A 22,861-nucleotide genomic window follows, 5' to 3' on the forward strand; every position below is an offset into this window, starting at 1 on the left:
TACAAATACGATTGGTTTTATATTTCTATTCGGATAAATCCTGAGTATGATTCACAATAGCGTCTTGAATCACATTGTTTTTCACTGATTGGAGCAAATGATTTTTTGCCTCGGCAAAAGTAAGGTCATACAAACGCTCCATTTTTTGAAATTGTGGGGGATACTTTTGCAGTAAGGTGTCATAATAGATATCTAAAACGGCTGAGTTGGGTGCGGTAAACTCGAGTTGCAATTCAAAGCGTCGCACTAAGGCTTCATCTATCATTTGAATTTGATTGGTAGCAGCAATTAAAACAGAATGACTCGGAAAACTATCAATTAACTGAATAATGGAATTGACCACGCGTTTCATCTCTGTATTGTCTTTGTTGTCATAATCCCTTATTTGTCCTAAAGAATCGAACTCATCAAAAAACAACACCGCACTTTCGTACTGCACTTCTTTGAATAATCCTTCGATATTTTTGGAGGTTTCTCCTAATTTAGACGAAACAATTCTTGACAAATTAACAATGATCAATTTTTTATCCAATTTTTTAGCAATGGCTTTGGCAGTCATGGTCTTACCACAACCTGTTTTGCCGTAAAGCAGCATTTTATTGGCTACAGGTAAATCATATTGCTCGAGTACTTTTCGAAATTGATACTCCTTCAAAAATTGATTAATTTGTTGTGAAACGGCTTCATTAAAGACAACATCTTCAAGGAGGACATTACTTCGATCCGTAAAATATAATAAACTCAAGGGGATTGGAATGTTAAAAGGTTTAACTTATAAACCAAGTCTTTTTGACCAGTTTTTTGGAGAGCGAGAGGTGTGAAAAACAGCGGTCTCAATATCAAATAATACTTCTTTTGTAAATTGAATCTCACGCATTATCTAATCGTTTTCAAATGCGATTTTACGGACTCCCATGAATACAATTCAGATTTATCTTCTTCTAAATTTTGAAGTCGAATATCCAACTCTTTTTGTATTTCATCAGAGATTTCTAATTCGTTTTTAGCAATACTATCCCATAATTGCTCTGCGAAAACAATTTTTTCAGCATTACTATATTTTGAAAAATCCTTGATTTTCATTTATAATAATTATTTGAATGGTCAATTACTTATTGGAAACAGTTAATTTATACTAATTTCATTAAAAGGGAAAAACCTATTTCAATTTGCTTTAGCACAAATTTATCTTACTTCATTCAACATTTCTTTAAAAATTAAAATTAAAGGTCTTATAACATATATTAAAAAAAAAGAAATTAAAAACACAGAAACAATATTGTTTTTGATACAATAATCTATATACTTTTTTAACAAAATTAAATTATATGTATCACTATTGTACTCACTGTAAGGGTAAGTATTATTAGCAAAATTATAAAAATTTGATTCTATCGAATTAAAATCTAAAAAATATTTACCGTTTGTAACACATAAAAAAAATATTGTTCCTAAGTTAATTGAAGCAAAAAAGAAGAAAAAACATAGTTCTTTTTTACCTTTACTTTTATAATATGTTAATTCCAATGTATTCATTGTTTCTAAGTACTTATTTACAAAAAAAACAAGTACTGTTGGAATGCTTAAATAAATTAAAAATCTAGTTAATACTATTTCACCAGAAAATAAAATACTATAATGGACAATATTATTGTGATATGGTACAAAAAAAACAAAAACCAATAAGATTATTGAAATATAAACTAGGAATGTGATTTTTTGAAAAATATTTAATTTCATAATGTAATTTTAGATTAAAAAAGCCATCTATTTTGATGGCTTTTCTGATTTATTAATTTAGAAGTTTATTTCTTTCTTCAATTGCACTTAATTTTTCTTTTTTTGCATTTAATAATTCAAGGATTTTCTCTTTAATTTCAGTGTTTTTATATGGGATTTCTTTATTAATTTCATTCATTCCATTAACTAAGTAATTTTTCAGAACACCTTTCTGTAAATTGAATTTATCAATATCTTCTTTAAATTTTAAATCTACATTGTAGATTGATGTCGGAAATTCAATATGTATTTTATTTTTATTATCAAAATATCCTTTTACATTGGGATTAACTTTGAAATCAATGGGTTTATTTAATAATAAACTCTTAGTACCACTCACTAAATCTGTACATAAATAGATAGTTCCGAAAAATAAATCACCATCATAATCCACTCCATTTGTTTTTAAAAAACATTCTGAAACAGGCTTATTTTTATTAAATTCAATTACAGTCTTATCTATATCAAAATTCAAAGGTTCTAATTCAAATTTTTTGAAAATATCATCATAGTACAAGATGATATTTTCTTCAGTAATAATTGTTAATTTTTCAATATCGTTTTCAATTTTTTTTTCAATTTCTTTTTTTACATCGATATTTTTTTTGCTAAACAATATTTCCATTTTTTCTTTCTTAAAATTTTTAAGACCCACACATTTCACAGTCGTCTGGCCCTGCGTTTTTGGCCAATTCGATCATGGCTCTGTATTCTTCAGGAGTCATCTCCACCGTTTCTACTTCAACCGCTTCCAAAGGTCTTGCTTTAGGTTTACTTTCTGGAATTGCCTCTTCTTTTTTGTCATTATTCAACGTGAACTTAATAGCATCTACTGCTGCTTTGGTTCTCAAATAGTACATTCCTGTTTTTAATCCTGATTGCCAAGCATAGAAATGCATAGAAGTTAACTTTGAGTAATTAGCATCTTGCATAAACAAGTTCAGTGATTGAGATTGGTCAATAAAATAACCTCTTTGACGAGACATATCAATAATGTCTTTCATAGACATTTCCCAAACAGTTTTGTACAAGTCTTTTAAATCTTGCGGAATGGAATCAATATTTTGAACCGATCCGTTATGTCTCATGATTTCTTGCTTCAACGTTTCATTCCATAGACCACGCTCTACTAAGTCATGCAATAAATGTTTGTTTACTACGATAAACTCACCAGAAAGTACACGTCTAGTGTAAATATTAGAAGTGTAAGGTTCAAATGCTTCGTTGTTCCCTAAGATTTGAGAAGTAGATGCTGTTGGCATTGGTGCAACCAATAGTGAATTTCTAACACCATGTTGCATAACTTCTTTTCTCAAAGCAGCCCAGTCCCATCTTCCAGACAACTCTTCGTCATTTAGTCCCCAAAGATTGTGTTGAAACTCCCCTTGAGAAATTGGTGAACCTTCGAAAGTAGAATAAGGACCTTCTTCTTTGGCCATTTCCATTGAGGCAGTAACGGCCGCAAAATAAAGGGTTTCGAAAATTTCTTGATTCAATTTCTTTGCTTCATCGCTGGTAAAAGGCATTCTAAGCAAGATAAAAGCATCGGCTAAACCTTGTACACCCAATCCTACCGGACGGTGACGCATGTTAGAGTTTTCAGCTTCTTTTACTGGGTAGTAATTTCTATCAATTACTTTATTCAAATTACGAGTTACTCTTTTAGTTACATTGAACATTAATTCATGGTCAAACTTTCCGTTTTCAATGAACATGGGTAAAGAAATAGAAGCTAGGTTACATACCGCGATTTCATCTTTAGAAGTGTACTCCATAATTTCGGTACACAAGTTTGAAGAGCGAATCGTTCCTAAATTTTTTTGATTCGATTTACGGTTAGCGGCGTCTTTGTATAACATATAAGGCGTGCCCGTTTCGATTTGAGATTCTAGAATTTTCTCCCATAATTCTCTAGCTTTGATGGTTTTTCTACCTTTACCTCTGTTCTCGTAGTCCAAATACATTGCTTCAAATTCATCGCCATATACGTCATATAAACCTGGACATTCGTTAGGACACATCAACGTCCAGTGTGCGTCTTCTTGTACACGTTTCATGAATAAATCCGAAGTCCACATCGCGAAGAATAAATCTCTGGCACGCATTTCTTCTTTTCCTGTGTTTTTCTTTAAATCTAGGAACTCAAAAATATCAGCATGCCACGTTTCAATATAAATGGCAAAACTTCCTTTGCGCTTTCCTCCTCCTTGATCTACATAACGAGCCGTGTCGTTAAAAACACGCAACATAGGCACAATTCCGTTTGACGTTCCATTGGTACCACGAATGTATGAACCTGTAGCTCTCACGTTATGAATAGAAAGTCCAATTCCTCCAGCAGATTGAGAAATTTTAGCGGTTTGTTTCAACGTATCGTAAATTCCGTCAATACTATCGTCTTGCATCGCCAAAAGGAAACAAGAAGACATTTGAGGTTTTGGAGTACCCGCATTAAACAAGGTTGGCGTAGCGTGCGTAAAGAATTTTTTAGACATTAAGTCGTAGGTTTCAATAACCGATTCCAAATCGTTCAAATGAATACCAACAGAAACACGCATCAACATGTGCTGTGGGCGTTCTACAATTTTGCCATTTATTTTTAACAAATACGAACGTTCTAAGGTTTTAAAACCAAAATAATCATAGTTAAAATCACGATTATAGATAATGTGTGAATTCAGAAATGCCGCATTATCCATGATTACTTGATGTACTTCATCTGAAAGCAAAGGTGCTTTTTGACCATTTCTTGGGTTTACATAATGGTACATTTCGTTCATGGTTTCGGAGAACGACTTGTTGGTGTTTTTATGCAAATTAGATATCGCGATACGAGCGGCTAATTGGGCATAATCCGGATGCGCAATGGTCATAGAAGCAGCTGTCTCTGCCGCTAAATTATCCAATTCTGAAGTGGATACACCGTCATACAAGCCCTCGATTACGCGCATGGCTACTTTTACAGCATCTACTAAATCATTCAAACCATAGCATAGTTTTTTAATTCTATCTGTGATTTTGTCGAACATTACCGGCTCTTTGTGGCCATCTCTTTTTACTACGTACATAAGTTTTGGTTTTAAAAAACAGCAAATCCCTTTGCTATTTTAGGGTATTTGTAATCATGGAATTGGGAAGCTAATCCCCGGTTTTTACTATTTTACCGCGAAGACGCTATGGCGCAAAATTTTTAGAAAACTAAAAAAAGCAACCATTTAATCTTTGTGACTTTGCGGTGAAAAAAAAATCTAAAATAAACCAAAGCGCAAAGGCGTAAAGTATTTAGAAAGCTAAAAAAAGTAACCCTAATAATCTTTGTGACTTTGCGTCTTTGCGGTGAAAAAAAAAATTAAAAATCAGCGTCGAATGAAATCTTTTGCGCGTCACTATCCGTGTTCATCACGCCTGCTTTTTGATATTCTGCTACTTTTTTCTCAAAGAAATTGGTTTTTCCTTGCAATGAAATCATGTCCATGAAATCAAAAGGATTGGTGGTATTGTATTCTCTTTCGCAACCTAACTCAACCAATAAACGATCGGTTACGAATTCTAAATATTGTGTCATTAAACCTGCATTCATTCCAATCAAACTTACTGGAAGGGATTCAGTGATAAACTCTCTTTCAATAGTTAAGGCATCTACAAGAATTGCTCTAATACGCTCTTTAGGCACTTTATTAATCAAATGATGATTATGCAAGTGCACGGCAAAATCACAATGAACGCCTTCATCACGAGAAATCAACTCGTTAGAAAATGTCAATCCTGGCATTAAGCCACGCTTTTTTAACCAAAAAATAGAACAAAAACTTCCAGAAAAGAAGATTCCTTCTACAGCAGCAAAAGCAATCAATCGTTCAGCAAATGAATCGGATTCGATCCATTTTAAAGCCCAATCTGCTTTTTTCTTGATGGCTGGAAAAACTTCGATTGCAGTAAACAACTCGTTTTTCTCTATTTCATCTTTTACATAGGTATCGATTAATAAAGAATAGGTTTCGCTATGAATATTTTCCATCATGATTTGGAAACCGTAGAAAAACTTAGCTTCAGCATATTGCACTTCATTTACAAAATTTTCAGCTAAATTTTCATTTACAATACCGTCAGAAGCTGCAAAAAAAGCTAAAATGTGTTTGATAAAATATTTCTCATCTTCACTTAGCTTATTATTCCAGTCGTTTAAGTCTTGCGATAAATCTATTTCTTCTGCAGTCCAAAAACTGGCTTCCATTTTCTTATACCATTCCCAAATATCATGATGCTTGATTGGAAAAATCACGAAACGATTTTTATTTTCTTGTAAAATTGGTTCTAAATGTGACATTTTATTGTTTCTTTTTTTGTTTTTTTTAGAGAAATTGAATCCATCTGGGGATTACAAAGGTTGTGAAATATTACGTGTTTTAAAAGCCAAACTTATTCACAATCCCTTTGAGTTTTTAACAAAAGGGATCGTTTCAAAATTTAAAATTTTGATTTTATAAGTGATTGATTTTTAGGTATTTGAAATTTACAAAAATCACTGAAGTGCCGTAAAATATAAGATTTTAGAAAGTCACTTATAAGAGGAAAAAGTATTTTTTTGAACTTATTTTTTCAAATCGTTGGCAACTTTTTCAAGCTCCATGTACCAGTTTTCACCAAAGCGTCTAATCAGCGCCTCTTTCACAAACTTGTACACCGGAACCTCGAGTTCTTTGCCCAAAGAGCAAGCGTCATCGCATATGTCCCATTTATCATAATTGACCGCTGCAAAATCAGTAAAATCTTTCACTCGGATGGGATACAGATGGCAGGAAACAGGTTTTTTCCAATCAATTATTCCTTGATTGTAAGCTTGTTCGATGCCACAAAGCGCTGTTGATCCATCAAAAATAACATACGCACAATCTTTATTTTCAATTAGCGGTGTTTCTAAATCACCATCTGTCCCTTTGAGCCAAGTACCTTGCGCCTCAATAGCTTCGATGCCCTGCTTACGCAAAAAAGGTTTTACTTTAGGATAGATTGTTTCCAGAATTTTAGTTTCTTCAATACTCAAAGGAGCTCCAGCATCACCATCAACACAACAAGCACCTTTGCAAGCCGATAAATTGCAGACAAATTCTTTTTCGAGTATATCTTCGGATACGATGGTTTTTCCTAATTGAAACATGATGGACTAGTGCTTTTAATTTTGGGCAAAGTTAATCAAACCCAAGCACACGATTTCTATTTAATTGTTCTTTAACAATTGTCCTTCCTTCAGACACAAAAAAAGCCCACACATTGGACCGCTATCCTATTGAATCATAGTACAAAACTAGGCTACACCTAGAAATTTAATGCTGAAAAACGTTTTATTGCGATAAATCATCAAAAATAGCTACAAATTTTTACCTTTGAACACAAAAAAAGGATATGTTAGAATTCAATTTGAGAGAAGTAGCTACCGTAGGCATGGTGTTATTTGCTGTTATTGACATTGTAGGTTCTATTCCTATTATCATTAATTTAAGAGCCAAACACGGTCATATTGAATCAGAAAAAGCTTCATTAGTAGCGGGTTTAATCATGATCGTCTTTTTATTTATAGGAGAAGAATTTTTGAGCTTAATTGGAATTGATGTTCATTCTTTTGCTGTAGCAGGATCTTTTGTACTATTCTTTTTAGCACTAGAAATGATATTAGGGATTCATTTGTATCGTGACGAAGAGGCGAATTCTGCTTCAATAGTTCCAATCGCTTTCCCACTTATTGCAGGGGCAGGAACGATGACTACACTACTGTCTTTGCGTTCCCAATTCCATACCATAAATATTGTAACTGGAATTATATTAAATATTGTTTTAGTGTATGTCGTTTTAAAATCCTCTGGTAAGATTGAAAAAATGCTGGGTAAAAATGGCCTTGGAGTGGTTCGAAAAACTTTTGGAGTAGTACTTTTGGCCATTGCTGTTAAATTATTTGCCGCTAATGTTAAAGCCTTGTTTGTCTAAAAAAAAAATCTATAAATTTACAAAGATAATACCTTAACACCCTTTTTTAGTCACTCATAATCAAAGTGTTGTTACATTAAATAAAAATACCATGAAAATTTTTACTTCTATTTTAATTTTTTTAGCTGTTGCATTAATCATATTTAACATTACGATGTTAGATTTTTCACAACCCTTAGAAGGGAAAAGTGCTGTCGCTCTTATTGGGGTTGGCGCTTCTTTTTGTGCGGTTTTGATTCTTCTAATCTTCAGAATTTCTAAAAAAATAGAAGAAAAAACAAAGGGCCATTATTAATGTTTGATGTTTTAATTATTGGCGGTGGCGTTTCAGGAATGTCTTGCGCTTTGGTTTTAGGTTCTGGACAAAACAAACCTTTTGTTTCTAGTAAAAAAATTGGAATTTTTACCCATCAAAAAGCCTCTTCACTACAAGAAGCCTTGTTTAATAATGCCTATGGGATTCCAGCAGGTACGTTGGGAAGTGAATTGTTAAAACAAAGCAACTCGCATTTAGCCACTACTTATCCCCATATTCTACAAATTCCTGATGAAAAAGTAGTAAAAATAGAAGGATATTATCCTGATTTTAAAGTCTTCACTAATAAAAACACCTATGCTGCCCGAAACCTTGTTGTAGGCATTGGTTCCGCTAACACCTTTGCGATTGAAGGCTTGCTGCACTTTGTGGAACCTCATAAAAAAGCCTTGCCTGAGAAACAACGCATACAATTGCGAAATACAGACCACAAAGTAACAGAAGGTATTTATGTAATAGGTACACTCGCAGGTTGGAGAAGTCAACTAGCCATTGCAGCTGGAAGTGGCGCCTCCGTAGCAACAGATATTCTTACATTGTGGAATAACGGTGTACAAACGCATGCGCACGACAGTATTCGGTAAAGCTATTTTTTAGTCAACACTTTTTTAACCATCTCATCTTGTTTCAAGACAATTTGATAAAAAAAGTCTTCCCCAAATAATTGTCTGGCAAATTCGGCCTTGATATATTGATTCACTGCTACTTTACTTTTTTCCAAAGGTAGCAACAACCCGTTCTCTTTGAGATAGTTTTGGAATAAATTAAAATACCTTTCAGTATTGAATTGTACTTGAAACTCCTTAAAAATCAGCCCTTGGAACGCTTTGCGATTCTGATCTAAAACTTCAAAAACAAAATGCCCCACCATACCTGATTGCACTAATAAAGAAGTACTTTCTTCTCCTTTTTCAGCACTAATTGGTACAAAAACATCTGGAACGATTCCGCCACCTCCATAGACTAATTTGCCTTTTTTGGTTTTGAATTTCAAAGTATCTACTACCTTAATACTGTCTTTGTGATACAATTCGCCATTCAAAAAACGATGTTCTGATTCTTTAAAATAATCAGCATTCCCTTTAGCATAAGGTTTTTGAATAGAACGCCCCGAAGGAGTATAATATCTCGCCACTGTCAAACGCACGGCAGAACCGTCTTTAAAATCCATTTCGCGTTGCACCAGTCCTTTACCAAAAGAACGACGTCCAACTATGGTGCCGCGATCGTTATCTTGTATCGCACCTGCCAGAATTTCGCTTGCAGAAGCACTATTCTCGTTGATTAAAACGAATAATCTACCCGATTCAAAATTCCCTTTTTCTGTAGCGAAGGTTTTTTCTATCGTTCCACTTTTACTTTTGGTAAAAACAATCAAGTCGTTCTCTTTCAAAAAATGATCGGCTATTGCAATGGCTTCTTCCATATATCCTCCGCCATTGTCACGCAAATCTAACACTAGGGTCTGCGCACCTTGCTTTTTTAATTGTGATAATCCAGAGTTAAATTCGGCAAAGGTAGTTTCGGCAAAGCGGTTGATTTTGATATAACCCACCGTAGGATTCAACATCAAAGCCACGTCAACACTTTTTAGCGGAATTATAGCTCTCTTTATTTTGAATTTCAATTTCTGCTGCGTAATTTTTCTAAACACCGTCACTTCAACATCAGACCCTACGGTTCCTTTTAGTTTTGCAAAAAGGCTATCACTAGGCAAATGTCGTCCGAATAATTTGGTTTTTCCGGCGTATAGTAATCGGTCACCTGCTTGTATTCCTGCTTTTGCCGAAGGGCCATTAGCAACAGGTTTTATGACCGCAACGGTGTCTTTGTACATGTAAAAATTGATCCCAATTCCTACAAAATCACCTTTCATACTCTCAGCAACTTGCGCTTGTTCACTCGGCGGAATATAAACAGAATGCGGGTCTAACTTGTCCAAAATAGTGTCTACTGTCAAATTCACAATAGAATCCGTATTGACCTTGTCTACATAGTCATTATTGATGAAATCAATCAAAGCATTCAACTTTGATTTGGAAGCATTAGAGGCTATCCCTCCTGGATTTCTTGGAACATTGAGCCAACCGCCAATACCTACGCCAAGTGCTAAAGTCGCACTCAAAAGAATCGGGAGATAGTGGTTGTGTATTTTCATTTAATCTTCGAGATTAGGCACATGAATGACCTCAACGCCTGCTTTTATTAAAAATTGTATTCCAGAATCATCACGATATCCGTTTTGGTATACCACTCTTTTAATTCCAGATTGGTGAATCAACTTACTGCATTCTTTACAAGGAGAAAGCGTGATGTACAAGGTGGCTCCTTCGCAAGACTGTGTTGAGCGTGCTACTTTGAGAATGGCATTCGCTTCGGCATGTAGTACATCCCAACGCGTTAATCCTTCGTCGTCTTCGCAACAATTTTCAAATCCTGAAGGCGTGCCGTTGTAACCATCCGAAATAATCATTCGGTCTTTTACAATGATGGCTCCCACTTGTTTGCGTTTGCAGTATGACAACAAACTCCATTCTCTTGCGATTCGTAAGTAGGCTTTGTCGTATTTATTTAATTTTATTTCGTTCATTTTTATCGTAACCAAAATTCACTTTCAACAATCATGGGAAGCACTACACCGATTATAAAAGAAGACATGACCAAAGTCCAATCTCTTTTTGAAAATCTAAAAACTGTTTGTACAATATAAGACAGTACCAAAACTACAAAAACTACCGCAATCTGCGCTGCTTCGATTCCTATAGCGAATTCGCATAACGGTAATAATTTGGAATTGGCCGTTCCGCCTAAAATCGTCTTGAAATAATTAGAAAATCCTAAACCGTGAATGATTCCAAAGAACAAAGTGATGAAAAACACCAGATTAATACTCTCTTTTTTGCTGGACTTCCCAGCGGTAAATAAATTAAACAATGCAGTAATCAAAATCGTAATGGGGATCAACAACTCGACAACGTTGACTTTTATGGCGATAATACCGTAAACTGACAGAAATAATGCCATGGTATGCCCTAAGGTAAATAAGGTAACTAACCACAAGATGCGTTTCCAATCATTGAACGAATAGGGTACTGCTAAAGCGATTAAAAATAATACATGATCATAGGCATGAATATCTAAAACGTGACGTAAACCGATTTGAAAATAAATCCAAAATTCTGACATAGGTAATTGTATAAATTTGATTAAGGGTGCGTAAACTTACAATAATTTTTGAAAAGGAGCTGTTTGAAAATTGGCCACGAATGCACTAATTTTTTTTTAAAGTTTAAAATTGAAAGGCATTAATTTTCATCTCTCTCGGGATTTAGGTTGAATAAAGTATTTGATACTACTAATTTTACTAGCCCATAGTAGATTATTTCAACCCGTTATTCCTACTTTTTTAAAAAAATTCGTATCTTTAATACAACCATAAAAACAACGATTATGTCAATTTCAGATTTATTTGATAACGAATTCAAACAACGCAACAAAGGTCATTTTTCAGCTATTGTTCGTGTAGCGGTAGCGGATGGCCATACTTCTGCGGAAGAACAAGCTTTTTTGGACAAACTGGCTTCTCGCTTGGACTTCTCTGCCGAGGAGTACCACGAAATTTTAAAAAACCCCTTGAACTATGATATTAACCCACCTTATTTGTATGTGGAGCGGCTAGAAAGATTGTATGATTTGGGTCGGATGGTTCATGTGGATCATCAACTGGGCGATAAACAAGAGCGACTGTTAGTGCGTTTTGGTTTGGCGCTAGGCTTTACTCCTGGAAATGTGGGTTATATTGTAAATAAGGCACTAACTCTACTTGATAAAAAAGTAGAGTTAGATACTTTTATCTTTGAAATGAAGAATATGAATAAATAGTGATTAGTGATTAGTCATTAGTGAAAAATATTTTAAAACAGAAAACCGGTGGCTTTTTACAACTACCGGTTTTTTTATGCTTACAAAGAAGCGAATTGTTTTTCTTATAGCCCTGATCGCAGCGGTATCCTTTACTGCCGGGGTTCGGCAGTAAAGGATACCGCTGCGATCAGGAACCCATGTTTACTGAAAATGCCTGATGTTTCGCTTCTAATTATTTTTTGCTTTTGCCATAAATTCTTCGGCTTTTACTACCATATTGTAGCTACCGCAAAAGAAAGGTACTCGTTGGTGCAACTCTGTAGGCTGGATTTCCATGATGCGACCAAAACCATCCGATGCTTTGGCACCAGCTTGCTCAGCGAGGAAAGCCATGGGATTGCATTCGTAGAGCAATCGCAATTTTCCGTTGGGCGCTTTGGAACTGGTAGGATACAAATAAATTCCGCCTTTAATCATATTACGGTGAAAATCAGAAACCAAACTTCCGATATAACGTGAGGTGTACGGGCGATCGCCTTCTTCGAGCTGGCAATATTTAATATAATCTTTTACCCCTTGTGGAAAGTGTACATAATTCCCTTCGTTGATGGAATAAATATTTCCATCAGGAGCGTATTTCATGTTAGGATGCGACAAATAAAAGGTTCCGATGGCGGGGTTCAGGGTAAATCCGTTTACGCCATGTCCGGTGGTATAGACGAGCATAGTGGAGGTGCCATAAATGACATATCCTGCGGCGACTTGATTGATGCCTGGCTGCAAGAAATCCTCGATGGTTACTGGTGTTCCGATGGGGGTTACGCGACGGTACACGGAAAAAATTGTGCCTACTGACACGTTTACATCAATATTAGAAGAGCCATCAAGAGGATCCATTAATACGACATATTTGTTGTTGTGACTGCTGTCCGAACCTTCTACGGTGATGAAATCGTCGTTTTCTTCGGAGGCGATACCGCATACAATTTCGCGATTGATTAGGGTTTGAATAAAAATGTCATTGGCATAGACGTCTAATTTTTGTTGGTCTTCGCCTTGAATGTTTTGTTCTCCTGCAGCCCCTACAATATCTACTAGTCCGGCTTTGTTTACTTTGTAGTTCACTACTTTGGCTGCAAGGCGGATGGAGTTGATGATTCGGGATAGCTCTCCTGAGGAGTATTGAAATTGGTTTTGTTTTTCGATGATAAATTCACCTAAGGTTTTGTTGCGTTCTTCCATTACGAAATCGTTGTAGTTAGTTTGAGGTAACAAATATCGGTTTTTTTGTGAAAATGAATTCAATATTATTTACTTAGTTCAACACTATTGTATCTTTGCGATTAAATTGACAAAAAAAATGTATTTTTAGCGGTGTTTTTAGACAATTTAGAAACTAAATATCAAAAATGATGACAATACGAAAAGGAGAAGCTACTGACATGCAAGGTGTTTTAGCATTAATAAAAGAACTCGCTGTATTTGAAAAAGAGCCGGAAGCAGTTGTGATTACTGAGGCGGATTTGATCAGAGATGGTTTTGGTGAAAATCCTTTGTTTTCTGTTTTTGTTGCTGAAAAGGAGCAAGAGATTGTAGGCATCGCTTTATATTATTATCGCTATTCTACTTGGAAAGGGAAAACGATTCATCTAGAAGATTTGGTGGTGAAAGAAAGCATGCGTGGGACTGGTCTTGGCTCTGCACTTTACGCGGCCATAATGGAGCAAGGTAAAACCGATGGCGTGAGAAGAATCGAATGGAATGTTTTGGACTGGAACACCCCTGCTATTGCTTTCTATGAGAATTCAGGCGCCAAAGTTTTGTACGATTGGAGCGTAGTACAAATGGATCAAAACGGGATTGATGCCTTTTTAGAAAAAAATAAATAACCAAAACATACGTCTTACTGTACTATTGAATAGGGCAAAAGACTGATTTACAATTTAAGATGATAGCATGAGAGTTTTTAAATTTGGAGGAGCTTCTGTAAAAGATGCGGAAGGGATAAAAAATGTACACCACGTATTAAAAACTGTGGGATATGATGATGTTTTATTGGTGGTTTCGGCCATGGGAAAAACGACGAACGCATTAGAAGTCGTGATCAAAAATTACTTTGACAAATCGCCAGAATTAAATTCGTCGGTTCAAGAAGTAAAAAAGTACCACAACCAAATCATTTTGGATTTGTTTGAAAACGAAAATAATCCTGTTTTTAGCGCAGTAAACTTGTTGTTTGCCGAATTAGAATACTTCTTAGCGCACAACAAGTCTCCTAATTACAACTTTGTGTATGATCAGGTGGTGAGTTTTGGAGAATTGATTTCGACTACTATTTTGAGTTATTTCATGAACTATATGGAAATCGAGACACAATGGGTAGATGTTCGCAATTTGATTAAAACCAATGCTAACTATCGTGATGCCGAAGTAGATTGGGAGCAAACCAAAGTGAATATTACCAAAACCGTCAAGACCAAAACCTTGAATATCACCCAAGGATTTTTAGGATCGGATGAAAATCATTTCACAACCACTTTAGGAAGAGAAGGATCGGATTATACTGCGGCTATTTTTGCGTATTGCTTGAATGCGGAGAGTGTAACGATTTGGAAAGACGTTCCAGGAGTGATGAATGCCGACCCAAGGTATTTTGAAAATGCGAGTTTACTAAATCAGATTTCGTATCGTGAAGCGATTGAACTAGCTTTTTACGGCGCCACGGTAATTCACCCGAAAACCTTACAACCTTTACAAAAAAAGGAAATCCCATTATATGTAAAATCCTTTATAAATCCTTTATTGAAAGGGACTTCTGTCTCTAAAGGAGCTGATTTAGAACCTCAATTGCCTTGTTTTATTGTAAAACGCAACCAATTGATGATTTCGCTCTCGTCTATTGACTTTTCTTTTATTATGGAGGAAAACATTAGTGAAATCTTTGCCTTGTTCCATAAGTACAAAATCAAAGTGAACTTGATTCAAAACTCGGCCATTAGTTTCTCCGTTTGTGTAGAGGACAAATTTGAAAATTTCACAGAATTGAATAGTATTTTATCTAAAAAATTCAAAGTTGAATTTAACGAAGATGTGACTTTGTATACCATTCGTCATTTTAACGATCAAGCCGCTAAACTGGTAGAAGAAAATAAGCTAGTCCTACTCAAACAAGTCAGTCGTGAAACGATGCAAATCATCACCAAAGAGACTTTATAAAAACAAGAAAGACCATTTTAAAGCAGTTTTAAAATGGTCTTTTTTTTATTGAAAATAAATCGCATTAATTACAAAACAGCTCGCTTGCTAACTCCTCAAAATCTTCTCCATAGCTTTTCCTTTAGCTAGTTCGTCGACCAATTTATCTAAATAGCGGATTTTCTGCATCAACGGATGTTCGATGTCTTCAACCCGATAACCACAAATCACTCCTGTAATTTGGCTAGCATTGGGATGCAATTGAGGCGCTTGGGCAAAAAAAGTTTCAAAATCTACTTTCGTTTCCATTTGGCGTTGCAAGGCTTGTGGTGTATACCCTGTTAGCCAACAAATAATTGCATCAAGCTCTTCTTGGGAGCGATTTTTTTTGAGGACCTTGGTTAAATAATGCGGATAAACACTCGCAAAAGTCATTGCAAAAACGCGTTCATAATTTTTAGGATGTGCCATAATTTTGAAGTAGATAAATATAGTAACTAGCCAATTGGTTCCCACAATTCTACTTTATTCCCTTCCGAATCTAAAATGTGAACAAATTTACCATAATCATAAGTTTCAATTACATCCAAAATTGTCACTCCTTCTTTTCTTAATTCTTCAACCAATCGTTCCAAGTTTTCTACTCGATAATTGATCATAAAATCTTTAGTAGAAGGTTCAAAATAGTTGGTCTCTTCTGGAAACGGTGACCACTGAGTTATACCCTTTTTGGTACTTTCTTCACTTTCTAGCCATTCAAATGTGGCTCCATAAGGATTGGTAGCTAAACCAAGATGCTTTCGATACCATTCTGTTACTTTTTGTGGGTCTTTACATTTGAAGAAAACACCACCAATTCCTGTTACTCTTTTCATTTCCTTACTTTTTTTAATTATTATATCTAATTATAAATCAATTATTTATTTTCTATTTTTCTCAATGTAACGCATTGTACAAATTGAATAGTGCTAGCAATCCTATAAAGAATTCTAGAATTCACTATCTATAAAAATACAATTAAAATTATCACTACTTAAACCACAATCCATCAAATTATTATTCCCTACCACTATTCACTATTAAATACTACTTTTGAACATTGGACGTTATCGTAACTATGTGGAATAAAATTGTGTTTCTTGGAGTCTTCTTTTGGCTTTCTGGCGTATACGCGCAGGAAAATCAGTCGTCCTATCGCACTAAACAAGTCCGAATCACGACAGATACCATTTGGCTAGAAAAAACCAGTATCAATCCGAGTTTTTTTAAAATTACAACCGACAATAAAGAGACACTTCCCACCACAAACTACAGCGTGAATTTTGAAAAAGGCTATTTGCTGTTACAATCTATTTCGACACTTACCGCCGAAGAACTAACGGCTCAGTACCTAAAGTACCCCGATTTTTTAACCAAAACCTACCAAGTCTACTCGGATAGTCTAGTGGTTAACAACGAAGCGCTGAAGGGTACTTTATATCAAATGGCAGAAACGAATCCTAAAAAAACAACACCTTTTGATGGGCTCAATACCTCTGGAAGCATCACGCGAGGAGTTACGGTGGGTAACAATCAAAACGCGGTGCTCAACTCGAATTTGGATCTGCAAATCAGCGGTAAACTCTCCGACAAAGTCAGTATTAGCGCCTCGATTCAAGACAGTAATATTCCGCTACAAGACGGAGGCTATTCGCAAAGACTGGATCAGTTTGATAATATTTTTATGGAATTGTACAGCAAGGATTGGAGAGTCCGCGGAGGCGATTTATTTTTAGAAAATCGAACGTCTCAGTTTATGAATTTCAACAAAAAAGTACAAGGTTTGAGCACCCAATTCGATTGGAGCAACACCGAAAAACATACCAAAATCGAGGCTGCTGTTGGTTTGGTCAGAGGACAATATGCCAGAAGTGCATTTATTGGTCAAGAGGGCAATCAAGGTCCTTATAAACTCAAAGGCAATAATGAAGAAGCCTACGTATTGATCGTTTCGGGTTCAGAGCGTGTGTATGTCAATGGCAATTTGCTAAAACGTGGAGAGAACAACGATTATGTGATGGATTACAACGCGGGTGAGTTGGTCTTTACGCCTTTATTCACCATCACTTCCGAAATGCGAATTGTAGTCGAATACCAATTTACAGACCAAAACTACACCCGAATTGTAAGCTATGGAGGTGGACTGCACCAAAACAAAAACTGGAGTTTTGGTAGTTATTTGTATTCAGAAAGCGACTTGAAAAACCAACCCGTGCAACAAAGTTTGTCCAAAGAACAAGTTGCCATTTTACAAAATGCGGGCAACGACCCAAGCAAAATGAATGCGCCATCGGCCTATGAAGATTCGTATTCTGAAAATAAAATCTTGTATGAGAAAAAAAGTGTCAATGGTATTGAATACTTTGAATTTTCAACCAACGACCAAGCTGTTTTGTACAATGTTCGCTTCAGTAAAACAGGACCAAATCAAGGAAATTATATTCTAAAAAACTCCGGAGCAATTGGCCGAATTTACGAATACATAGCGCCCATCAACGGGATTTTACAAGGAGAATATGAGCCAACGATTCCGCTCATTGCTCCCAAAAAAATACAAATCGCTACATTTTTAGGGCAATATCAGCCGAATGAAAAAAGCAGTACTGATTTTGAAATTGGCGTGAGCAACAACGACCAAAACTTGTTCTCGAGTCTTGATGACAATCAAAACAAAGGATTAGCTGCAAAACTCAACACCAAGCAACGTTTGTTTACCGGAAAATGGAATTTGGATTTCATAGGCAATTACCAATACATAGCCGAAAGCTTCAAAACCGTAGAACGATTGTTCAACATCGAATTCAATCGAGATTGGAATTTGGGCACCACAACCACTGGTAATCAAAGCTTCTGGACTGCAGGAATCCAAAGCGAATGGAACCCAAACTACAAAGGAGCGCTAAAAGGCAATGCGTCTTATCAACTGGAAAAATTAGATTTTACCGATTCTTTTTCTGGGCAAAAACACCGCATAATGGCGCACTTCCAGCTTCCGAATTGGCGTTTTCAAAACCAAACCAGCGTACTCAAAAGTGATAATTTGTTGAGCACTTCAAATTTTGTTCGCCAACAAACCCAAGTCCGTTTTCACAAAAAGAAAAATTGGGTGGGTGCTACTTTCCGTTTAGAAGACAACCAAGAGAAAATCAAAAGTACCCAAACCTTCACGCCCATCAGCCAGCGTTTTTCAGAGATAGGAGGATTTGCAGGTCGCGGCGATAGCACCAAAGTTTTCGTGGCTTTGGGATATTTGCAAAGAGTCAACGATAGTATTCAAAATGGCGTGTTACAACGCGTCAACCATTCGCAAACCTTTAGCTTAAAATCGAAAGTTTTTCAAACTGTCAAAAGCGATTTGTCTGTTTTTGCCAATTATCGTGTCTTGGAATACACCAATAACTCGGCACAAAAAGAGCCTTCACTCAATTCGAGAGTGGTCTACAACGACCGTTTTTGGAAACAATTGGTACAAAGCACCACGGCCTATGAAACCAATTCGGGTTCGATTGCCCAACAAGAATTTACCTTTTTAGAAGTCAATGCGGGGCAAGGAGTGTACGCTTGGAACGATTACAACGGCAACGGTATCCAAGAATTACAAGAATTCGAAATCGCACCTTATCCTGATTTGGCCAAATACATTCGCGTGTTTTTGCCTAACCAAATCTTTATCAAAACCCATCAAAATAAGTTTTCGCAATCCCTAATTATTAACCCAAACCAATGGCAAAACGAAAAAGGGTTCAAAAAAATAGCCTCCTATTTCTACAACCAAACCTCGTTTATTATGGACCGAAAAATTAAAAACGAAGGCGGGAACTTCGATTTGAATCCGTTTGGAAGCCCGAAGGACGATGTTTTGGGACTCAACTCTGTATTCAGAAACAGCTTATTTTTCAATCGAGGCAAACAAAAACACTCGGTCACTTACACCTATTTGCAAAACAAGTCCAAGAGTTTATTGTCCAATGGCTCACAGGAAAACAGCAATGCCTCGCACCAACTGCAATACCAACATTTGTTTCAAAAAAGTTGGTTGTTGAACTTCTTTACCAAAACATTGGAGACCGCCGTGGTTTCCGAAAATTATGCTGAGAAAAACTTCGACATCAAAGGCTATCAAATCGCTCCAAAAATCAGCTATTTGTTTTCTAAAAACGCCAGTTGGGAATTGTTTTATGAATTCCAACACAAAGAAAACCAACTTGCTCAAGCCGAAACCCTGCAACAAAACCGATTGGGAACCGCCTTCAGTTATGCGCGCAATGCCAAATTTACCCTCAACGGCGAACTCTCTTTTTATCAAAATCAATTCGATGGTAATGCACAATCTGCCGTAGGTTTCCAAATGCTCGAAGGCTTACAAACCGGTCAAAACCTGACTTGGCGTGTGTTATTGCAAAAAAACATCACCCAATTTCTCGACATTAATTTCAACTACCAAGGCCGAAAAAGCGAAACCAGCGCAGCCATCCACACCGGAAATGTACAGTTAAGAGCTTATTTTTAGGACAGCTATAAATTGTTATAACATATAAGTCATTCAAGTTTTATTTGGAAAAAAACAAGCAAAAATAGCAGTCCAATTAAGCAAAGTCAGAGAAACTTGAAAACAATAGCCTCAACTTTTATGAACTTATATCCACTACTTCACAAAGTGATATCCTCAAAATTTTCAAACTTATTTGACTTATATGTTAAAAATAAAACACTACAAATAACAGCTATAAATTGTTATAACATATAAGTCATTCAAGTTTTTTATTGACTTTTTTGAACCATATAAGGAATTGAAGGGCATATAAGAACCCAAATTGCGCAATGTTCGCAAAGAATAATGGACTTTTAAACGATTAAACTCTTAAACCTTAAAACGATTAAACTTACTTGACTTATATGTTAAAAATTAAATAATCAGGAGAGCCAACAAAAGGCTTTTTCAGCCATCAGGGATTCCTGCTATCCACTATATCTCTTGTCTTGTTTTAAGGACAAGGCAAGAGGATGCCGTTCCTATCAGGACTAAAAGCAAAATTGAGGCATTCTTGCCAACAGTAACACTAAGATTTTTAGAACTTTATATCTAATTCCGAAAAATAATTAGTAGTTTTAGTATTCCATTAATTTAAAAAAACCAAAACTATGAAAAGAATACTGATTTTATGTTTCTTGTTTATCGCGTCCAACACCATTTTCGCTCAAGAAACAGCTACCAAAAAGAAAACTACCCAAGCTAAAACCGAACTTTCTGCTGCCGAAAAAGAAGCCAAACAAAAAGCAGCCAACGAAAAACGAAAAGCAACCATAGCCGCCAAAAAAGAAGCCGAAGCCAAAGAAGCTGAAGCTAAAGCTGCCAAACAACAAGCCGCTAACGAAAAAAGAAAAGCAACTATAGCTGCCAAAAAAGCCGCCGCCGAAAAAGAAACCGTTGAAAAAGAAGCTAAAAAAGCCACCGCAGCAGCCAAAACCGAAAAAACTACCAAAGCAAAAAAAGAAACTACTGCCACCAAAAAATCAGCCGAAGTTAAAGTAAAAGAAACCACCGAAAAAGCACCAAAAACTCCAGACAAAGTAACCGGTGAATACAACGGGAAAAAAGTATATACAGGTCCTAGAGGCGGAAGATATTACATCAACAAAAACGGGAATAAAACCTATATCGAAAACTAGTTTTTCTCGTAAATCACAGTATTTCAAAGGCTTTCTTTTTACAGAAAGCCTTTTTTCATATAAACAGTTGTTAAATTAAACTTTTCATAATAGTTTATAAACTTAACAAAATAGAACTATTGCTACCTTGCGCGGGATATACATTCCTAATTCGATAGTAAATGACATTGGATTCAAGTTCAAAAACGATACTCATTGCGCCATTAAACTGGGGCTTAGGCCACGCCACCCGTTGTATTCCAATCATTAAAGCTTTACAAGAAAACAATTTTACGCCCATCATCGCCTCGGATGGTATAGCACTCGAATTGTTGAAAAAAGAGTTTCCATACATCCAAATGTTGGTCTTACCTTCTTATCAAATAGAATATGCAAAAAACGGCAAAAACTTCAAATGGAAACTCATTCAAAGTTTACCACGAATGATTGAAGCCATCAGAGAAGAGAAAAAATTAGTGCAAAAATGGGTCACCAAATACGAAATAGATGGCATCATTTCGGATAATCGCTTAGGTGTGTTTAGCGCCAAAGTACCTTCTGTTTTTATTACCCATCAATTGAATGTAATGACAGGAAACACTACTTGGTTTACTAGCAAATTACATCAAATCATCATTAAAAAATACAAACAGTGTTGGGTCCCCGATGTGGCTGGAACACCTAACCTAACAGGCGATTTGGGCCACTTAAACGGAAAACCTTTTCCCGTGCGTTACATTGGTCCACTAAGCCGCTTACATAAAAAAGAGAGTCCAAAACTATACGATTTGATGATTATTCTTTCGGGGCCAGAACCTCAAAGAGGCATTCTAGAAGAAAAATTAACCGAAGAGGTAAAACGCTTCAAAGGCAAAGTGGTTTTCATCAAAGGAATCATCGAGAAAACACAAGTTAAAGAAATTGTAGGCGACGTAACATTTTACAATTTTATGAATACCCGCCAATTGGAACAAACCTTCAACGAAAGTGAACGCATCCTTTGTCGCTCTGGCTATACTACCATTATGGATTTGGTAAAACTAGGCAAAAAAGCCTTTTTTATTCCCACTCCCGGCCAATACGAACAAGAGTATTTGGCAGTCAAACTAGACCAAGAACGCATCGTTCCGTTTGCCAATCAAGAAGATTTCACCATTGAAATGCTGTCAAAAATTGCCGATTACAAAGGCCTTTCAGAAATGAATACCACGATAGATTGGGAGGAACTTTTTGAGGTTTTTCAACCCATTAAAAAAGAATAAGGCATAGAAGAAGCATCCATTTTGCCTTAGCAAATTTCTTTTTCTTATATGCCTTTACAATTTAAGAAACTACTCTTCTCCTGAAAGATCAAATTTCTCGTGTTTGATAATCTTAGCGTGAACCATAAAATAAACAGATTCGGCTACATTGGTGCAATGCTCAGAAATACGTTCTAAATGTTTCAACACCATCACCAAATTCGTTCCAGAAACTACTACTTTCGAATTGGATTTCATTTCGCTGATGATTTGATGAACAGTGTCATCTATTTTGTATTTGATAGCTTTGTTCAAAACAAAAATTTCCCCAATAATACTTTCATCTTTAGTAACAAAACAAGCATTGGTTTTAACAACAACTTGAACGATTTCTCGCGTCAAATCTTCAATCGCAAACTTAGCAATCAAATCGTGTTTGTCTTTGATACTCTTGGTTTTCTTGATAATACTTATTGACAAATCACCTATACGTTCTATCTCATTACTAATTTGCATAGCCGACATTATAAACCTCAAATCTGAGGCTACTGGTTGATGCAACGCAAAAATATTTTGACAAATCTCCTCGATTTTTACATCCAATTTATCAATTTTATGTTCCGTTTTTTTGACTTCTTTGCCCTCAATCGGTTCAGATAAAATAGCTTTTACAGCTTCCCCAACTTGCGTTTCAGCCAAAACACCAATCTTGGTGATGATGTCTCTTAATTTTGTTAATTCTATTTCAAAATGTGTCATCCTCTATTTTTTTAGTTTAAAACGTTAATCGATTATC

The 22,861-nt window shown here is 35.8% G+C and carries 23 protein-coding genes; 9 read left to right on the top strand and 14 right to left on the bottom strand.

Annotated features, from left to right (window positions below):
- Window positions 1–25: 25 nt before the first annotated feature.
- The 7 genes from ACSVH7_RS00400 to ACSVH7_RS00430 all read right to left on the bottom strand — a co-directional run bounded on the left by ACSVH7_RS00400 (window position 26) and on the right by ACSVH7_RS00430 (window position 6,937).
- Complete coding sequence (locus ACSVH7_RS00400) at window positions 26–745, bottom strand: AAA family ATPase (protein ID WP_438064723.1); 720 nt, start codon at window positions 743–745, stop codon at window positions 26–28.
- A 131-nt stretch (window positions 746–876) separates the two neighbouring features.
- Window positions 877–1,083 (bottom strand): addiction module protein, encoded by a 207-nt coding sequence (locus ACSVH7_RS00405; RefSeq protein ID WP_438064724.1) that lies wholly within the window; start codon window positions 1,081–1,083, stop codon window positions 877–879.
- Window positions 1,084–1,185: 102 nt separating this feature from the next.
- Entirely contained in the window at window positions 1,186–1,740 is a 555-nt protein-coding gene (locus ACSVH7_RS00410; protein WP_438064725.1) for a hypothetical protein, read from the bottom strand.
- 52 nt (window positions 1,741–1,792) lie between these two features.
- Entirely contained in the window at window positions 1,793–2,404 is a 612-nt protein-coding gene (locus ACSVH7_RS00415) for a hypothetical protein (protein WP_438064726.1), read from the bottom strand.
- Window positions 2,405–2,423: 19 nt separating this feature from the next.
- Window positions 2,424–4,847, bottom strand: a complete 2,424-nt coding sequence (locus ACSVH7_RS00420; protein WP_438064727.1) for a ribonucleoside-diphosphate reductase subunit alpha — start codon at window positions 4,845–4,847, stop codon at window positions 2,424–2,426.
- Window positions 4,848–5,128: 281 nt separating this feature from the next.
- Window positions 5,129–6,106 (bottom strand): ribonucleotide-diphosphate reductase subunit beta, encoded by a 978-nt coding sequence (locus tag ACSVH7_RS00425; RefSeq protein WP_438064728.1) that lies wholly within the window; start codon window positions 6,104–6,106, stop codon window positions 5,129–5,131.
- Window positions 6,107–6,370: 264 nt separating this feature from the next.
- Window positions 6,371–6,937 (bottom strand): DUF3109 family protein, encoded by a 567-nt coding sequence (locus ACSVH7_RS00430; protein WP_438064729.1) that lies wholly within the window; start codon window positions 6,935–6,937, stop codon window positions 6,371–6,373.
- 245 nt (window positions 6,938–7,182) lie between these two features.
- Here ACSVH7_RS00430 and ACSVH7_RS00435 point away from each other — a divergent pair, with 245 nt between their 5' ends.
- From ACSVH7_RS00435 to ACSVH7_RS00445, 3 genes are all read left to right on the top strand, one after another.
- Complete coding sequence (locus ACSVH7_RS00435; RefSeq protein WP_438064730.1) at window positions 7,183–7,761, top strand: MarC family protein; 579 nt, start codon at window positions 7,183–7,185, stop codon at window positions 7,759–7,761.
- Window positions 7,762–7,852: 91 nt separating this feature from the next.
- Complete coding sequence (locus tag ACSVH7_RS00440; protein ID WP_438064731.1) at window positions 7,853–8,056, top strand: hypothetical protein; 204 nt, start codon at window positions 7,853–7,855, stop codon at window positions 8,054–8,056.
- On the top strand, window positions 8,056–8,661 hold the full coding sequence (locus tag ACSVH7_RS00445) for an FAD-dependent oxidoreductase (RefSeq protein ID WP_438064732.1): 606 nt from the start codon (window positions 8,056–8,058) through the stop codon (window positions 8,659–8,661). Before ACSVH7_RS00440 ends, ACSVH7_RS00445 begins: the two co-directional genes overlap by 1 nt.
- 2 nt (window positions 8,662–8,663) lie before the next feature.
- Here the strand turns inward: ACSVH7_RS00445 and ACSVH7_RS00450 are convergent, their stop codons facing one another.
- The 3 genes from ACSVH7_RS00450 to ACSVH7_RS00460 are packed head-to-tail and all read right to left on the bottom strand — an operon-like array spanning window position 8,664 to window position 11,263.
- A complete protein-coding gene (locus tag ACSVH7_RS00450) occupies window positions 8,664–10,235 on the bottom strand; it encodes a S41 family peptidase (protein WP_438064733.1) in 1,572 nt (523 codons plus the stop codon).
- A complete protein-coding gene (locus tag ACSVH7_RS00455) occupies window positions 10,236–10,667 on the bottom strand; it encodes a deoxycytidylate deaminase (RefSeq protein WP_438064734.1) in 432 nt (143 codons plus the stop codon).
- A gap of 2 nt (window positions 10,668–10,669) precedes the next feature.
- Window positions 10,670–11,263: a HupE/UreJ family protein gene (locus tag ACSVH7_RS00460; protein ID WP_438064735.1), complete on the bottom strand. Its 594-nt coding sequence runs from the start codon at window positions 11,261–11,263 to the stop codon at window positions 10,670–10,672.
- A gap of 264 nt (window positions 11,264–11,527) precedes the next feature.
- Between ACSVH7_RS00460 and ACSVH7_RS00465 the strand changes: the two genes are divergently transcribed.
- On the top strand, window positions 11,528–11,959 hold the full coding sequence (locus tag ACSVH7_RS00465) for a TerB family tellurite resistance protein (protein ID WP_438064736.1): 432 nt from the start codon (window positions 11,528–11,530) through the stop codon (window positions 11,957–11,959).
- A gap of 210 nt (window positions 11,960–12,169) precedes the next feature.
- Here the strand turns inward: ACSVH7_RS00465 and fbp are convergent, their stop codons facing one another.
- Entirely contained in the window at window positions 12,170–13,183 is a 1,014-nt protein-coding gene (gene fbp, locus ACSVH7_RS00470; RefSeq protein ID WP_438065424.1) for a class 1 fructose-bisphosphatase, read from the bottom strand.
- 170 nt (window positions 13,184–13,353) lie between these two features.
- Between fbp and ACSVH7_RS00475 the strand changes: the two genes are divergently transcribed.
- Both ACSVH7_RS00475 and ACSVH7_RS00480 read left to right on the top strand, forming a co-directional pair.
- The gene (locus ACSVH7_RS00475) at window positions 13,354–13,830 is read left to right on the top strand and encodes an N-acetyltransferase family protein (protein ID WP_438065425.1); all 477 of its coding nucleotides are present in this window, start codon (window positions 13,354–13,356) and stop codon (window positions 13,828–13,830) included.
- A gap of 67 nt (window positions 13,831–13,897) precedes the next feature.
- Complete coding sequence (locus ACSVH7_RS00480) at window positions 13,898–15,157, top strand: aspartate kinase (protein WP_438064737.1); 1,260 nt, start codon at window positions 13,898–13,900, stop codon at window positions 15,155–15,157.
- A gap of 87 nt (window positions 15,158–15,244) precedes the next feature.
- On the opposite strand, the gene ACSVH7_RS00485 is transcribed toward ACSVH7_RS00480, so the two are convergent.
- Together ACSVH7_RS00485 and ACSVH7_RS00490 are read right to left on the bottom strand one after the other, a co-directional pair.
- The gene (locus ACSVH7_RS00485) at window positions 15,245–15,607 is read right to left on the bottom strand and encodes a DUF2200 domain-containing protein (protein ID WP_438064738.1); all 363 of its coding nucleotides are present in this window, start codon (window positions 15,605–15,607) and stop codon (window positions 15,245–15,247) included.
- 26 nt (window positions 15,608–15,633) lie between these two features.
- On the bottom strand, window positions 15,634–16,011 hold the full coding sequence (locus ACSVH7_RS00490) for a VOC family protein (protein ID WP_438064739.1): 378 nt from the start codon (window positions 16,009–16,011) through the stop codon (window positions 15,634–15,636).
- Between the two features lie 242 nt (window positions 16,012–16,253).
- Here ACSVH7_RS00490 and ACSVH7_RS00495 point away from each other — a divergent pair, with 242 nt between their 5' ends.
- The 3 genes from ACSVH7_RS00495 to ACSVH7_RS00505 all read left to right on the top strand — a co-directional run bounded on the left by ACSVH7_RS00495 (window position 16,254) and on the right by ACSVH7_RS00505 (window position 22,086).
- Window positions 16,254–19,685: a hypothetical protein gene (locus ACSVH7_RS00495; protein WP_438064740.1), complete on the top strand. Its 3,432-nt coding sequence runs from the start codon at window positions 16,254–16,256 to the stop codon at window positions 19,683–19,685.
- 632 nt (window positions 19,686–20,317) lie between these two features.
- Window positions 20,318–20,845, top strand: a complete 528-nt coding sequence (locus tag ACSVH7_RS00500) for a hypothetical protein (protein WP_438064741.1) — start codon at window positions 20,318–20,320, stop codon at window positions 20,843–20,845.
- A 161-nt stretch (window positions 20,846–21,006) separates the two neighbouring features.
- Entirely contained in the window at window positions 21,007–22,086 is a 1,080-nt protein-coding gene (locus tag ACSVH7_RS00505; protein WP_438064742.1) for a glycosyltransferase, read from the top strand.
- Window positions 22,087–22,155: 69 nt separating this feature from the next.
- Here ACSVH7_RS00505 and phoU read toward each other — a convergent pair whose 3' ends face one another.
- Entirely contained in the window at window positions 22,156–22,824 is a 669-nt protein-coding gene (phoU, locus tag ACSVH7_RS00510) for a phosphate signaling complex protein PhoU (RefSeq protein ID WP_438064743.1), read from the bottom strand.
- Window positions 22,825–22,861 lie beyond the last annotated feature (37 nt).

Source organism: Flavobacterium sp. TSSA_36 (assembly GCF_051547165.1).
Classification (GTDB): domain Bacteria; phylum Bacteroidota; class Bacteroidia; order Flavobacteriales; family Flavobacteriaceae; genus Flavobacterium.